The sequence below is a fragment of the Bradyrhizobium sp. USDA 3650 genome (assembly GCF_054057395.1).
In genome coordinates this window covers 3344673-3357143 of the sequence record NZ_JBSRZG010000001.1, presented here as the reverse complement: position 1 = coordinate 3357143, position 12471 = coordinate 3344673, and the positions used below count along the sequence as shown (strand labels likewise).

15 protein-coding genes are annotated in these 12471 nt (G+C 58.5%); 14 read left to right on the top strand and 1 reads right to left on the bottom strand.

Annotated elements, in window-relative coordinates; genetic code table 11:
- Positions 1-23: 23 nt before the first annotated feature.
- From ACVIN2_RS15640 to ACVIN2_RS15595, 10 genes are all read left to right on the top strand, one after another.
- Positions 24-317, top strand: a complete 294-nt coding sequence (locus ACVIN2_RS15640; RefSeq protein WP_456766235.1) for a NifU family protein — start codon at positions 24-26, stop codon at positions 315-317.
- Complete coding sequence (gene nifS, locus ACVIN2_RS15635; protein ID WP_007600029.1) at positions 318-1529, top strand: cysteine desulfurase NifS; 1212 nt, start codon at positions 318-320, stop codon at positions 1527-1529.
- A complete protein-coding gene (gene nifT, locus ACVIN2_RS15630) occupies positions 1526-1750 on the top strand; it encodes a putative nitrogen fixation protein NifT (RefSeq protein ID WP_007600030.1) in 225 nt (74 codons plus the stop codon). The genes nifS and nifT overlap by 4 nt, the downstream gene beginning before the upstream one ends.
- An 860-nt stretch (positions 1751-2610) precedes the next feature.
- Positions 2611-4164, top strand: a complete 1554-nt coding sequence (gene nifB / locus ACVIN2_RS15625; protein ID WP_456766234.1) for a nitrogenase cofactor biosynthesis protein NifB — start codon at positions 2611-2613, stop codon at positions 4162-4164.
- Between the two features lie 15 nt (positions 4165-4179).
- Positions 4180-4404 carry a 4Fe-4S binding protein gene (locus ACVIN2_RS15620; RefSeq protein ID WP_456766233.1) on the top strand — a complete coding sequence of 75 codons (225 nt, stop codon included), beginning with the start codon at positions 4180-4182 and terminating at the stop codon, positions 4402-4404.
- Positions 4405-4530: 126 nt separating this feature from the next.
- Positions 4531-4851: a nitrogen fixation protein NifZ gene (locus tag ACVIN2_RS15615; protein ID WP_456766232.1), complete on the top strand. Its 321-nt coding sequence runs from the start codon at positions 4531-4533 to the stop codon at positions 4849-4851.
- Positions 4848-5087 carry a nitrogen fixation protein NifZ gene (locus ACVIN2_RS15610; RefSeq protein ID WP_456766231.1) on the top strand — a complete coding sequence of 80 codons (240 nt, stop codon included), beginning with the start codon at positions 4848-4850 and terminating at the stop codon, positions 5085-5087. Before ACVIN2_RS15615 ends, ACVIN2_RS15610 begins: the two co-directional genes overlap by 4 nt.
- A gap of 11 nt (positions 5088-5098) precedes the next feature.
- The gene (locus ACVIN2_RS15605; protein ID WP_456766230.1) at positions 5099-5458 is read left to right on the top strand and encodes a DUF3024 domain-containing protein; all 360 of its coding nucleotides are present in this window, start codon (positions 5099-5101) and stop codon (positions 5456-5458) included.
- A gap of 10 nt (positions 5459-5468) precedes the next feature.
- Positions 5469-5735, top strand: coding sequence for a hypothetical protein (locus tag ACVIN2_RS15600; protein WP_456769731.1), 267 nt, complete (start codon positions 5469-5471; stop codon positions 5733-5735).
- A gap of 1263 nt (positions 5736-6998) precedes the next feature.
- On the top strand, positions 6999-8063 hold the full coding sequence (locus ACVIN2_RS15595; protein WP_456766185.1) for an IS630 family transposase: 1065 nt from the start codon (positions 6999-7001) through the stop codon (positions 8061-8063).
- A 494-nt stretch (positions 8064-8557) separates the two neighbouring features.
- Here ACVIN2_RS15595 and ACVIN2_RS15590 read toward each other — a convergent pair whose 3' ends face one another.
- A complete protein-coding gene (locus ACVIN2_RS15590) occupies positions 8558-9112 on the bottom strand; it encodes a peroxiredoxin (protein WP_456766229.1) in 555 nt (184 codons plus the stop codon).
- A gap of 529 nt (positions 9113-9641) precedes the next feature.
- Here ACVIN2_RS15590 and nifH point away from each other — a divergent pair.
- The 4 genes from nifH to nifW all read left to right on the top strand — a co-directional run bounded on the left by nifH (position 9642) and on the right by nifW (position 12358).
- Positions 9642-10532, top strand: coding sequence for a nitrogenase iron protein (gene nifH / locus ACVIN2_RS15585; RefSeq protein ID WP_007600043.1), 891 nt, complete (start codon positions 9642-9644; stop codon positions 10530-10532).
- Between the two features lie 66 nt (positions 10533-10598).
- Positions 10599-11327 carry a nitrogen fixation protein NifQ gene (locus ACVIN2_RS15580; RefSeq protein WP_456766228.1) on the top strand — a complete coding sequence of 243 codons (729 nt, stop codon included), beginning with the start codon at positions 10599-10601 and terminating at the stop codon, positions 11325-11327.
- A 471-nt stretch (positions 11328-11798) separates the two neighbouring features.
- Positions 11799-11975 (top strand): hypothetical protein, encoded by a 177-nt coding sequence (locus ACVIN2_RS15575; protein ID WP_157158627.1) that lies wholly within the window; start codon positions 11799-11801, stop codon positions 11973-11975.
- Positions 11976-12025: 50 nt separating this feature from the next.
- A complete protein-coding gene (gene nifW, locus ACVIN2_RS15570) occupies positions 12026-12358 on the top strand; it encodes a nitrogenase stabilizing/protective protein NifW (RefSeq protein ID WP_007600046.1) in 333 nt (110 codons plus the stop codon).
- The last annotated feature ends 113 nt before the right edge of the window (positions 12359-12471 follow it).

Below are 12471 nucleotides of genomic sequence, written 5' to 3'. Positions count from 1 at the left end.
TGGCAATGGAATGAGCATCGAACATGGGCCCGAAGGCTGAACCTACGAAGCAGTCTCGGACTATCGAGCCTTCCGATCGCGAGCGGATTGTCCGCGCCGTGCTCGATGAGAGTCGGCCAAGCCTCAGGCGCGATCGGGGACATTGTGAGCTCGTCGCAATAGACGGCGACAAGATCATGGTCGGGCTAACCGGCGCTTGCAGGGTATGCAAGCTTGCGGGCACGACGCTCGCGGCTATTCAGGCGCGCCTGATCGAGCGGCTCGGAAAGTTTGCCCGCCTGATCCCGTTCCCCGGAGCTGCCAAAGTGAGGGCTTAAATGCAGAGCGAACTCTCCGTGCGTCCGATTTACCTGGACAATAACGCCACGACCCCTGCACATCCTTTGGTGGTCGCCGCGATGCTGCCGTTCTTCTCTGGGCAATTCGGCAATGCGTCGTCCGGGCATGCATTCGGCATTGAGGTTGCACCCGCATTGACGCAGGCGCGCCGAAATGTGCAGGCTCTCATTGGCGCGGCATTCGATCACGAAATCGTTTTCACCTCCGGCGCGACGGAATCTGACAACACTGCGATCCTGTCCGCGCTCGCCGTGCAGGAAGGACGCGACGAGATCGTCACAACCGCCGTTGAGCATTCGGCCGTGCTGTCTCTTGCCGAGGAGCTGGGCCGACGAGGAATCAAGATCCATGTCATTCCGGTCGATGCAAGCGGTCGATTGGACATCGAGAGTTATGGCAATGCCTTGTCGGAGCGTACGTCAGTCGCCTCGATCATGTGGGCGAATAATGAGACCGGTACGATCTTTCCGGTGAAGTCCCTCGCCAAGATGGCGCGCTCAGTCGGCGCGCTCTTTCACACCGATGCAGTCCAGGCCGTCGGGCGGATTCCCATTGACCTGAAGACGACGGACATCGATATGCTGTCGCTCTCCGGCCACAAGCTCCATGGTCCGAAGGGCATCGGCGCGCTGTATGTCCGCAAGGACATTAAGTTCCGGCCGCTGATCTTCGGCGGCGTGCAAGAGCGGCGTCGCCGCGCTGGCACCGAAAACGTCCCAGGCATTGTTGGGCTCGGCAAGGCGGCGGAACTCGCGGCGGCACACCTCATACAAGATCAGATCCAGATTTGCGCCCTTCGCGACCGGCTGGAGCGCGGCATTCTCGCGCTCGGCGGTTGCATCGTGCTTGGTGATATCAAAAACCGCCTGCCAAATACCTCTAACATTGCCTTCGAGCGTCTCGAAGCGGAGGCCATCGTCCACCACCTGAATCGCGACGGAATTGCCACCTCACTCGGTTCAGCCTGCGCGTGCGGCTCGATGGAGCCGTCCCATGTCCTGCGCGCGATGAGAGTAGCGCCGGCGTTTTTGCGCGGTGCGGTTCGCTTCTCGCTCTCGCGAGAGACGGCGCTGGATGAGATCGATCGTGTGCTGCAAGTCCTGGCGCACATTACTTCCGAACAGAGAGCCCTGTTGCGTGCGTGTCAGGAGCGTGCGGGCGAGAGTTCGCAACCTGCAGAGCCCCTATGAAGGTCATGATTCGTCGTTCGCCTGAGACAGGCCTTTCGATTTATGTACCCAAGAAAGATCTTGAGGAGCCGATCGTCGGCTGGGAGCACGAGACGCTGTGGGGTGGTTGGATTAAAATCGCAAACGGCTGGGTGCTCGACCTACCGGCGATGGCGAGCGACACCACCCTACCAATCACCATAAACGCCAAGAAGCGCGGCGGCGAAGCAACCGAAAAATGAAACTCCGTGTCTATGGACGTCGTCCAACCGGGATGTCCAGGGAAGTCTTGGCGGGCGCGGTGAGCGCGTACCGGTCAACGCGACAGCCCATGCAGCCTTGTTCGGAACCAAGATCGTGCTGCCGCGCGCTGCCAAAGGCAGTATCTTGGCCGGGGCGCAGCATCGAGGCATCCGGCCAGCGGGATGGCGTTGGTGGGGAGGCCTTCGCGACCTCCCCTTTTCGGCGGCCGCCAGGCCGCTCGTTGCATTCCGCGCGTCTTAACAGCGTCAGGCCAATGGCTGGACTCCATAAGGTTCAGCTTTGAATGGTTGAGTCGCGCGCCGGCCCAGATCGCAGGCTCAGAAGTATCAACCTTCGTGATGATCCCTGACCCTGGCGAGCGGGCGTTTCTCTTCACCTGGTTGACAATGCCCTTCCGGAGCATCACGCAGGGGTCCGCGTGATCTTCCATGGCATAGGTCAGTCACAGGACTGCTTTCTCTGCTTCTAGGCTCGCCTTATCAACCTGTCCTTCAAAGCGCCCCGGACGTCTTTTGCGGATTGTGCTTTGCCTAGGCGTCACGTTCTGACGGAAGATCAACTTTCAAACGACGCCACCCGCCTGCCGTTTGCCGAAGCCATAGCTGACGCTGCCTGCCGGGCCTCAAAACAATGGTGTCAGCGCTGTTGTGATCGCAACCCTTGTCAGCTTTCCAACATGAATTGATAAAGCTAACAATCGACCAGGGCTTAGCTAAGTACTTGAAAGCGAAATGTTAAATTCATCCTGCAGGAATGGCACGCCAGTTGCTCTTGGCTTTCCAGAAAGACTCTGGGGATGCTTGCCGAAAGGGTTCGGCTTGCGAAGAGAATTGGAACAATGAGTACTTCAGCGCAACACCAGGTATCCTGCGGCGGCGAGATCAGCGAGACCATGCAAGTCATGGCGACGCACAAGGGCTGCGGTACGATCGGTGGCAGCGGTAAGGCAAGCTGCGGATCTCAGGCTGGCATCGCCAATCTGCCAATTGAGATCTGGGAAAAGGTGAAGAACCATCCGTGTTACAGCGAGGAGGCGCACCACCATTATGCCCGCATGCATGTCGCCGTCGCACCCGCCTGCAATATCCAATGCAATTACTGCAATCGTAAGTACGATTGCGCTAACGAATCGCGGCCTGGCATTGTCAGTGAAAAGTTGACGCCGGTGCAGGCCGCCAAGAAGGTGCTGGCGGTCGCTTCCGCGATCCCTCAGATGAGCGTGGTCGGCGTTGCCGGTCCTGGCGATCCGCTCGCGAACCCGGACAAGACATTCAGGACATTCGAGCTCGTCAATAGGCTCGCGCCAGATCTCAAGCTGTGCCTCTCGACGAACGGCCTTGCGCTACCCGATCATGTCGACACAATCGCGAGACTCAAGGTCGACCACGTGACGATCACGATCAACATGATCGATCCCGAAATTGGTGCAAAGATCCATCCGTGGATCTTTTACGGCCACAAGCGCTGCACCGGCATTGAAGCCGCAAGAATACTCAGCAATCGACAGCTCCAAGGGCTGGAGATGCTCACCGCGCGCGGCGTCCTGTGCAAGGTCAACTCGGTGATGATCCCCGGGATTAACGATCAGCATCTGGTCGAGGTTAACAAGGCCGTGAAGTCGCGCGGCGCCTTCCTGCATAACGTGATGCCGCTGATATCGTCGCCGGAGCATGGGACCGTCTTCGGCCTCAGGGGGCAACGCGGCCCGACTGCACAGGAAGTGACAGCATTGCAGGATAGCTGCGAAAGCGAGATGAACATGATGCGTCACTGTCGCCAGTGCCGGGCCGACGCCGTCGGACTGCTCGGGGAGGACCGTGGCGCGGAGTTCACAATGGAAAAAATCATGGTGATGGACATCAAATACGACGAGCAGGCCCGGAAGGAGTATCAGGCTAAGGTTGAGAAGGCGCGCACCGCGAAGCTTGCGGCCAAGCAGGACGCGCTTGCGCGGCTCGCCAGCGCGTCCAGCGAAATCAAGGTGTTGGTGGCGGTTGCAACCAAGGGCTCGGGATTGATCAACCAGCACTTCGGCCATGCCAAGGAGTTCCAGATTTACGAGCTCTCGACTTCAGGCGCAAAATACGTTGGTCATCGAGCAATCCATTCCTATTGCCAAGGTGGTCATGGCGAGGACAGCAAGCTCGAAATGGCCATCGGCGCCATCAAGGATTGCCACGCCATATTCGTGTCAAAGATCGGCGGCTGCCCGAAGGCCGAATTGATCAAGGCCGGCATAGAGCCGGTCGATCGGTACGCCTGCGAGTTCATCGATGGCTCGGTCACCGCCTGGTTCAAACTCTATCTCGATAAAGTCAATGAGGGGAAGATCCATCACGTTGAAAGGGTCGATGCAGCGGCCCGCTCCAACGCGCTGACTTCCGCCGCCTGAGGATGGGTTCAAGTAATGCCGTTCAAGATCATCGCGTCGCAATGCACGGGCTGTTCGGCGTGCGAAACGCAATGCCCGAACCTCGCTATTTCCGAGCGAGCCGGCGTTTTCCTGATTGATCCTGAGAAATGCACCGAGTGCGCCGGCTACTTTGACGAGCCACAATGCGTGGCGGTTTGCCCCGTTGACAATACATGCGTGCGCGACGCGGCGCTGCCGCGTCACCAGGAGCCTGCTTGAGGGCCACGATGGATGTCATGACGACACTAGCGGTTCAGAAATTCGGGCGGTTGATGCTCCGCATTGACGGGCGGCGGCCGCGGCTGTGCGAGACGTTGTATCGAACTGTGGAACGGGGACGACAGCATGAGCAACATCGCCCGCGATAGTGAGATCGTCGAGCTGACGGACGCCCCCTTGTTTGACTATGGCGACAAGGTGCGGGCCAACCGCACCATCCGCAACGACGGCACTTATGTGGGCAAGGAGATTGGTGAGGTTCTGGTCAAGAAAGGTGAGCTTGGCTATGTCGTCTCGATCGGCACGTTCCTACAACAATTTTATATCTATGGGGTCGAATTCCTCGGCTCCGGCTATCGCGTCGGCATGAAAGGCAAGGAGCTCAATCTAGTCAGGCGAAGCCGCGAAGGCGAGGAGCCTTCCTTGCCAGGAGCGGCATCCCGATGATCGAACCAAGACTGCCAAGATACCAGTCAGGCCAACGTGTCAAGGCGGCGATAGATCTGCTCAATGACGGTTCCTTTCCGGACGCGTCGCCGGAAGAGTGTCTAGTCAGCGTCGGGCACGTTGGTGAGATCGTCCAGATCGGTCGCCATACGGACGCGAACCTATTCATTTATATGGTCGACTTCGGCAAGCAGTTGGTGGTTGGCTGCATCGAGGCAGAAATTTCTGCAGTCTAGGAGGTTGCGCAATGAACGCGGCAATCATCAGAAGACATCATTCCGGCTTGCCTGCGCATCCCAACGAGCTCGACCGATGGCGAATCGTGCGCGCACTCACGAAGCGCGAGCGCTACCGATATGTCTCGCCAGAGGTGACTGCGGTTCCTGGCGGCTATCTGGTCGAGAGCCCGTGTTGCTCAGGCAATATCAATGCGGAGGGCGGCCTGGTCGAGATCGCGCTGCTGCGCCACGACAGGACTGGGGCGGCATGGCAGCTGTTCCGCAAAGATCACGGTAAGGGCGTCTGGGAGTGGCATTCGACCCATCAACGGCTTGGCTTGGCGACAACGGTTCTGAATGCCGATCCTGAACGTTTATTCTGGCGATGAGGATTTGTGGATGGTGTGCCAAGGTGAATTGACCATGATTGAGCAGACGCTCGCCGCTATTGACACAGGCTCTGAGCCCTGCCTGACGCTCCGGCAGAAATTTCCACATCTTGCCTGGATTTGTTGCGACGCCTCCGACATGACGCACACTCCGTTCCGCCGGTTTGGCCAGTTCGACCTGCATTTACTCGACCGCGGAGATCAATGTGCGCAGATCACGAATGATCCGCGGCGCGCCAGCGGCATTGTGCTGGCCAAGCGCTCTGCCATGTCATGATCAAGCAATCGCTGCCGGTGCCAGGCTCACAGGGCGCTGGGCCCGCGGGTTTTTTGCCATGCCGTCGTGCCCGGCCTGGCGAAATATCACGATCAGGTCGCTCGCTCGTTCATCGGGTCCATGACACGGGGCAGGCGATGGTCTCGCATCTTGTTCGCTGAGGATGGAATTTCCTGGCTATCTCTACGTGGCCCCTTCGATCAAGAACACTGCGGCGGTCAAATGAGGAAGAGCAAGCCGTGCTCGGTCAGCTGACGAAGAAAACTTCATCCGTCGCAGGATGTCCGCAGAACCGAGCAGGTATGAGAGGACGTTTATTCTTCGCGCGGTAACGCCGTACACTCGTGAAGGCCGGTTCATCATGCGCGGGAGCACAACGATCGTCCTGGCCGATCCAGCGAGCGCTTTCGAGTTGTTGTTTGAAGGACCGAATCGAGCATCCCTGTCTCGATAGCTTGCTTCCATGTTGAACCGCCTGGCGCGCGTCGGGAATCGGGTTGGTCACGCGGATAAAGATACAGAAGGACAGAGAACAAATTCGCGTGTAGTTCATGTTCTTATCTGGAAGATAAAAGCCCGCTTGAATAGTTGCCGATGGTCATTGATATGGTAATGGGAAGCGGTTGCGTCGTTTTTCAAAAACAAGGCGCTGCAGATAGATGTGCAAAGCGAAATCGGAGAACATGACGTGGCGAAAAGCACCAAGCGCAAAGAATATAGTAAGGACGAGGTCAAGCTGCTCAAGGCGCACTCAAGGGCCCGCACCCCTGTAGCTAGGGTTTCAAAGCTTATGAAGCGATCCGAAGGCTCCCTAAGGCAGAAAGCGTCCACCTTGGGGATTGGCTTGGGTCACCAGCGCTGAGATGGGATCAAGCTTCGGAAATCGACCGGTGTGATGATCGAGACCGTCAGGCGGCGTGCGATTACTGGCCAGTTGGTCGTCTCAGGCTCGGCGCCGACGGTTAGGTCGCGCGGCGAACGAGCTGACCGGCTTCTCCGTCGATCCGGTTACTTGACCTAAACCCGACCGATTGTCGTGTTCAATCAGCGACTCAAGCGAATCCTCGTCGCAACGTGCTGCTTAGGCGCTGAATATAGATTTGCCGGGCCCGGAAAATACGTTGTGCGAGCGCGTCGATCGACGGCAGGCACACGTCGTTTGCGGCTAAGCCATCTGCCGCTGCGTCCATCCTTCTCAAGGCGCGGCGACTGAAACCTAGTACCCACTTTCCCTGGGAAGTGAGTCATGATTCAACGTCGAGGATGATACCCGAAGCAAGAGAAGTCCATCTTTCGAAGAAAGATCGCCAAGTGCTTGAGCAACGTTGCCGCTCACCGGTGACGTTGCAGCGCGATTTGAAGCGAGCCCGGATCGTTCTGCTGGCAGCAGCAGGTCGCAGCACCCGATCGATCGCCAAGGAGGTTGGGGTCCAGCCTCGGATTGTCAGCCTTTGGCGGCACCGCTATGCGGATCATGGTCTTGAAGGTCTGCAAAGCAAGCCCCTGCCGGGCAAACAGCCGATCTATACGAAGGCCACTGACAAGCGGATTTTGAAGTTGCTCGATAAGTCGCCCCCCGCTGGGTACGCGCGCTGGACTGGGCCTCTGCTGGCTGGGGAACTTGGCGATGTCGACGTGCAATATGTCTGGCGGTTCTTGCGCGGTAACAAGATCGATCTCGTCGCTCGCAAGTCTTGGTGCGAGAGCAGCGACCGGCAGTTTACGGCCAAAGCCGCCGACGTGGTTGGCCTCTATGTCGCCCCACCGAAAAAGGCCATTGTGCTATGCGTGGACGAAAAGCCCTCGATTCAGGCCTTGGAAAGAGCGCAGGGTTATCTGAAACTGCCCAACGGCAGATCCCTGACCGGGCAAAGTCACGACTACAAGCGGCATGGCACGACCACGCTGTTTGCAGCGCTGGAAGTCGCTACCGGGAAGATCCTTGCGACGCATTCGAAGCGACGTCGCCGGGTCGAGTTTCTCGACTTCATGGATCGCGTGACCGCAGCATTTCCGAACCGACAGCTTCACGTCATTCTCGACAACCTCAGCACCCATCAGAGGAACGAGGAATGGCTCGAGGCACATCCCAATGTGAAATTTCATTTCACGCCCACCAGCGCATCCTGGCTCAATCAGGTCGAGGTGTGGTTTTCGATCCTACAGGGGCAGTCGTTGAGCGGCGCCTCGTTCACAAGCCTCAAACAGCTCGAGCAGCACATCGATGCCTACATCAAAGCATATAACGGCAAGGCTGAGCCATTCGTCTGGACCAAGAAAAAGGTCCGCCAGCGTCCCTTCAAAGCTCGACGTATCACTCAGCTCTGATTCCGGGTACTAGAATGCCCAAGCGGGAGAGATTGGTACCCTGTTTCCGACCCCGTGGGCGCTGGATCGCCCCCTCGAAGTTGCATGCCGGTAAGCCGCAGACAAAAGAGAACCGCGGTCCGGCCTACGACGAAGTATAAGGAACTCCGGCGGGAGATGTGCGTCCGGCAGGCGCAGAAGCGTACAAGTGTTTGTATGTTCATGGGCAGCCGCGCTGGCATCCGCTTGTGTTCGGGATGATGTGAGTTGAGCGAAGCGGCCGTGAACGCTGTTCATCGTCGTGATCGAGACCGTGGATATCGCCGCCGCGACTGCCGCGCGAATATCGCGGCGGCGGCGTCAGAGTTCATGACCGGTAAAGAGACCTGAATTGCGGATCGCACGCGCTAGCAGTGTTTGCGGCAGCATCGTCTCACCTGACATCATCGAAGAACGATTGCGTCTGACGTCCCGCGGCCGGAACGCTCGTCCAACTGCACGATCGATATGTTGCCTCAGGCAATTTTAAGCGTGTCGCCGCCGATTTCGCGGTTGCAAGGGCAGAGCTCATCAGTCTGTATCGCATCCAGAACGCGTAACGTGTCGGTGGGGCTGCGGCCGACATTGAGGCTAGTCGCATAGACATGCTGGATCGTGTTCTCAGGATCGACGATGAAGGTATAGCGATGTGCGATGCCATCACGCGAGCGCACTCCAAGGCCATCGACCAGTGCGCCCTTGGTGTCGGCAAACTGCCAGATGGATAGACGGTGCAGGTCCTTATGGTCACGCCGCCAGGCGAGCTTGCAAAACTCGTTATCGGTCGACCCACCAAGCACGATTGCGTCGCGACCGGCGAAATCCTTCGTCAGACGGGCAAACTCGGCGATTTCGGTCGGGCAGACGAATGTGAAATCCTTCGGGTAAAAAAAGATGACTTTCCATTTGCCGGGGAAACTTCTCTCAGTCAGCGTCTCGAAAGCGCTTTGCCCATCCTCCTCCTGCAGGTGAAAGCCGGGCTTCACGCCTATGATGTCGAACGGTGGCAACTTACTTCCAATTCCAAGCATATTGTCCTCACACATCGGGTCACACGGAACATCGTTCCACGGCTGAGCAAGCAATATGCCACCCGATCTGGCGGCAAGTGCCCGCCATGCCCGTCGTGGAACATTCGCCTTTGATGGTGGCGATGTCCTCGAGCCCGATCTGCAACATGTCGTCTCCTCAATTGTCTCGGGCGTAAGGCGCGGGATTTCCCGTTTGTGCTCCTTGGCCGGCGCTCGCAGTGGAATCCGAGCGCCGAGGCTTTGTCGGGTTTCTGTCAGAGCCCTTGCGGCTGTCCGGTCCGCCACAGCACGCCGGCGTCCGAGGCCACGCTGTTAGTCGAGGGTGATCAGAGGCTTAATGCAGGTGCGAAGGAAATGGCACGCCAGTTGCTAACTGGATGGAGCAACAACGAGCGAGGGCTGAGGGCACGCCGACGCTGATGGCGAGCGATGGCCTCCTTCCCGAAACTCGTGTGCCCATGGTTTCTACGAGAGAAACAGGCTCGCGCATTCGGCGCGAAAAATTAGCAATCGGTTGATGGAGAGCAACATGTCTTCGCTGAGACAAATCGCGTTTTATGGCAAGGGTGGCATCGGCAAATCGACGACGTCGCAAAATACGCTGGCGGCCCTTGCTGAGCTGGGCCAAAGGATTCTGATCGTCGGCTGCGATCCCAAAGCGGACTCGACTCGCCTCATCCTGCACGCCAAAGCGCAAGACACCATTCTGAGCCTGGCGGCGAATGCCGGCAGCGTCGAGGACCTCGAAATCGAGGACGTCATCAAGCTCGGCTACAGGGACATTCGATGCGTCGAGTCCGGTGGTCCGGAGCCGGGGGTCGGCTGCGCCGGACGGGGCGTGATAACGTCCATCAACTTTCTGGAAGAGAATGGCGCTTATGAGGACATCGACTACGTCTCTTACGACGTGCTCGGCGACGTCGTCTGCGGCGGCTTCGCGATGCCTATCCGTGAGAATAAGGCACAGGAAATCTACATCGTGATGTCCGGCGAGATGATGGCGATGTATGCCGCCAACAACATCTCCAAGGGTATTCTGAAGTATGCGAATTCCGGCGGCGTGCGTCTCGGCGGGCTGATCTGCAACGAGCGGCAGACCGACAAGGAGCTGGAGCTTGCCGATGCTCTTGCCAAGAAGCTCGGTAGCCGGCTGATCTACTTCGTGCCGCGCGACAATGTCGTGCAGCACGCGGAGCTGCGCCGAATGACGGTGCTGGAATACGCGCCGGACTCGAAGCAGGCGGATCACTATCGCAATCTCGCGACCAAGATCCACAATAATGCCGGACAAGGCGCTATCCCGACGCCAATCAGCATGGACGAGCTCGAAGATATGCTCATGGAGCACGGCATCATCAAGCCCGTCGACGAGAGCCAGGTCGGCAAGACCGCTGCCGAGCTCGCCGCTATTTCGGCATAGTTCATGTTGTCGGCCTTCTCGATCCGGGAAGGCCGACATCGTCCACTCAGAAGCTGTGCGAAAGTTATGATCGGCAGACAAGGAAAAACGGCCGACACGATCTCATCTCGCGTATCGGTAGCTCACGCCGCCGAGCAGCGCGACGCGAGTGAGCTCTACCAGCTTCTGACCGGGCGCCATCCGGCAGAAGTCGACATCAGCGACAATGATGACTTCGATCACCATGTGCTCGCTTGCATTCTGGCCACATCAGCCATGGATGGCGGCCAACTTCCCGAGCGGGCTGGCTTGACCAACCAGGAGCTCAATGCGCTGTTGGTGCAATACTTCCCATCGACCCCGGTCAGGAGCTATACCTGGCGCGATCAGTCCGCCTTACCGGCGCCTGACGAGACAGTTATGGTACGCGACCTCCTGCTTGCGCAACGTTCTACTCGTGGCGAGGTTGGCGGCTGGCTCGCGACGATGATCGCGCGGCGCGCCATGGAGCCTAATCACTTGTGGGAAGATCTCGGCCTGCGGAAGCGGGATGAATTGTCCCGTGTCCTCATGCGCCATTTCGGGCCGCTGGCGGCTCGCAATACGAAGAACATGCGCTGGAAGCGCTTCTTCTATCGCATGCTATGCGAAGATGACGGCCTGGTGATGTGTACCACGCCGGTCTGCACGGAATGCAATGATTTTGATCTTTGCTTCGGCGAAGAGAGCGAGGAGAGCCGGATGGCCGGACGTCGGCGGGATCATCTGCGCCGCCTTGATGACGCCGTCCAAGCCGTCCCAAGCTTGAAAGGCTGAGTTCATTATTGATACCCCTCTTTGGCGCCATTGCGGGTATGTCCTACGAGCTTTCGGCCACCTGTCGCATAGGGGGTGAAAACAGGTCGGGGCAAACGATTGCGCGCACCCGACCTAGGGTCGAGGCGGCGTCTGATGATCGTGGGTTGATAGCTCGAGGAGCCGACAATGCGCCGCTGAAGGAAGTTGCCGTCGCACTCAGACAGCTCCGTTGCGGTGATACCGGCGTGCTGCTATCCGAACTGGAAAAAACCGCGGTCGTCGGTACAGCCCCTGCGTCCCGTACCGTGCCGCTTAACAAGGCGATTGTCGACGAGCATGTCTTTACCAAATGAATCCGGCATCCACGTCCACGGGCTGTTAAAGGACCCGGCGCAGCTACGAAGGGCTCGACTCGGGGCCGCCCGAGCGCTCCCTCCGGACTGTAATCGGCAAGCATTCAGGGTTCGCCGCGATCACCTTGCTGCTGTCGTGCAACTTTCTTTCGGCGCCGAGCAAAGCGAAACCATCTCCGCGCCCGTCCGCAAGCATGCCATCGAGCACCAAGGTCTGGTTGCGCAGGAAACGGTGGTGGCGATCTGGCGCGACATTCACGAGAGCTCGCTCGTCACCAGCGAATCAGCCACGCGCGTCGCGCGATCGGGTTGAAACATTCCAGCCTGGTCGTTTCTGGGCGCGGATCGAGATGGAGGTTGAGAATGACGACGGATGGGATCCTTGCGCGATTGAACAAGGCCTCTGCGGCAGAGGATTTTTTTGCACTGCTCGGCGTCGAGTACGATGCGAAAATCGTCGATGTGGCGCGGCTTCATATCCTGCGCCGCATGGGCCAATATCTCGCAGGCGAGGAGTTGACCGGTGCATCTGATCCTGAGATCGCCGCGCGTTGCAGGGCCACGCTTGAGCGCGCCTATGCCGACTTCGTCACGTCCTCGCCGATCGAACAGCGCGTATTCAAGGTGCTAAAGGATGCGACCGCACCACAAGCGAACAAGCATCCCGCATTGGTCCAGCTCGATTTGTTGGAGTGAATTGAGCTTATATGTCGTGCTCTGGACCGTGAAGGTCCCAAGAGCCTCACAGCAAGCCATGGCTTCGAATTCAAGCGGAAAGTTGCAGTTGCGCCTCGCGGATCCGCAGTTCA

Excerpts from the sequence above, each read along its gene's own strand:
- ACVIN2_RS15640 (WP_456766235.1), top strand. The coding sequence starts at position 24 with ATGGGCCCGAAGGCTGAACCTACGAAGCAGTCTCGGACTATCGAGCCT.
- nifS (WP_007600029.1), top strand. The coding sequence starts at position 318 with ATGCAGAGCGAACTCTCCGTGCGTCCGATTTACCTGGACAATAACGCC.
- nifT (WP_007600030.1), top strand. The coding sequence starts at position 1,526 with ATGAAGGTCATGATTCGTCGTTCGCCTGAGACAGGCCTTTCGATTTAT.
- nifB (WP_456766234.1), top strand. The coding sequence starts at position 2,611 with ATGAGTACTTCAGCGCAACACCAGGTATCCTGCGGCGGCGAGATCAGC.
- ACVIN2_RS15620 (WP_456766233.1), top strand. The coding sequence starts at position 4,180 with ATGCCGTTCAAGATCATCGCGTCGCAATGCACGGGCTGTTCGGCGTGC.
- ACVIN2_RS15615 (WP_456766232.1), top strand. The coding sequence starts at position 4,531 with ATGAGCAACATCGCCCGCGATAGTGAGATCGTCGAGCTGACGGACGCC.
- ACVIN2_RS15610 (WP_456766231.1), top strand. The coding sequence starts at position 4,848 with ATGATCGAACCAAGACTGCCAAGATACCAGTCAGGCCAACGTGTCAAG.
- ACVIN2_RS15605 (WP_456766230.1), top strand. The coding sequence starts at position 5,099 with ATGAACGCGGCAATCATCAGAAGACATCATTCCGGCTTGCCTGCGCAT.
- ACVIN2_RS15600 (WP_456769731.1), top strand. The coding sequence starts at position 5,469 with ATGGTGTGCCAAGGTGAATTGACCATGATTGAGCAGACGCTCGCCGCT.
- ACVIN2_RS15595 (WP_456766185.1), top strand. The coding sequence starts at position 6,999 with ATGATACCCGAAGCAAGAGAAGTCCATCTTTCGAAGAAAGATCGCCAA.
- ACVIN2_RS15590 (WP_456766229.1), bottom strand. The coding sequence starts at position 9,112 with ATGCTTGGAATTGGAAGTAAGTTGCCACCGTTCGACATCATAGGCGTG.
- nifH (WP_007600043.1), top strand. The coding sequence starts at position 9,642 with ATGTCTTCGCTGAGACAAATCGCGTTTTATGGCAAGGGTGGCATCGGC.
- ACVIN2_RS15580 (WP_456766228.1), top strand. The coding sequence starts at position 10,599 with ATGATCGGCAGACAAGGAAAAACGGCCGACACGATCTCATCTCGCGTA.
- nifW (WP_007600046.1), top strand. The coding sequence starts at position 12,026 with ATGACGACGGATGGGATCCTTGCGCGATTGAACAAGGCCTCTGCGGCA.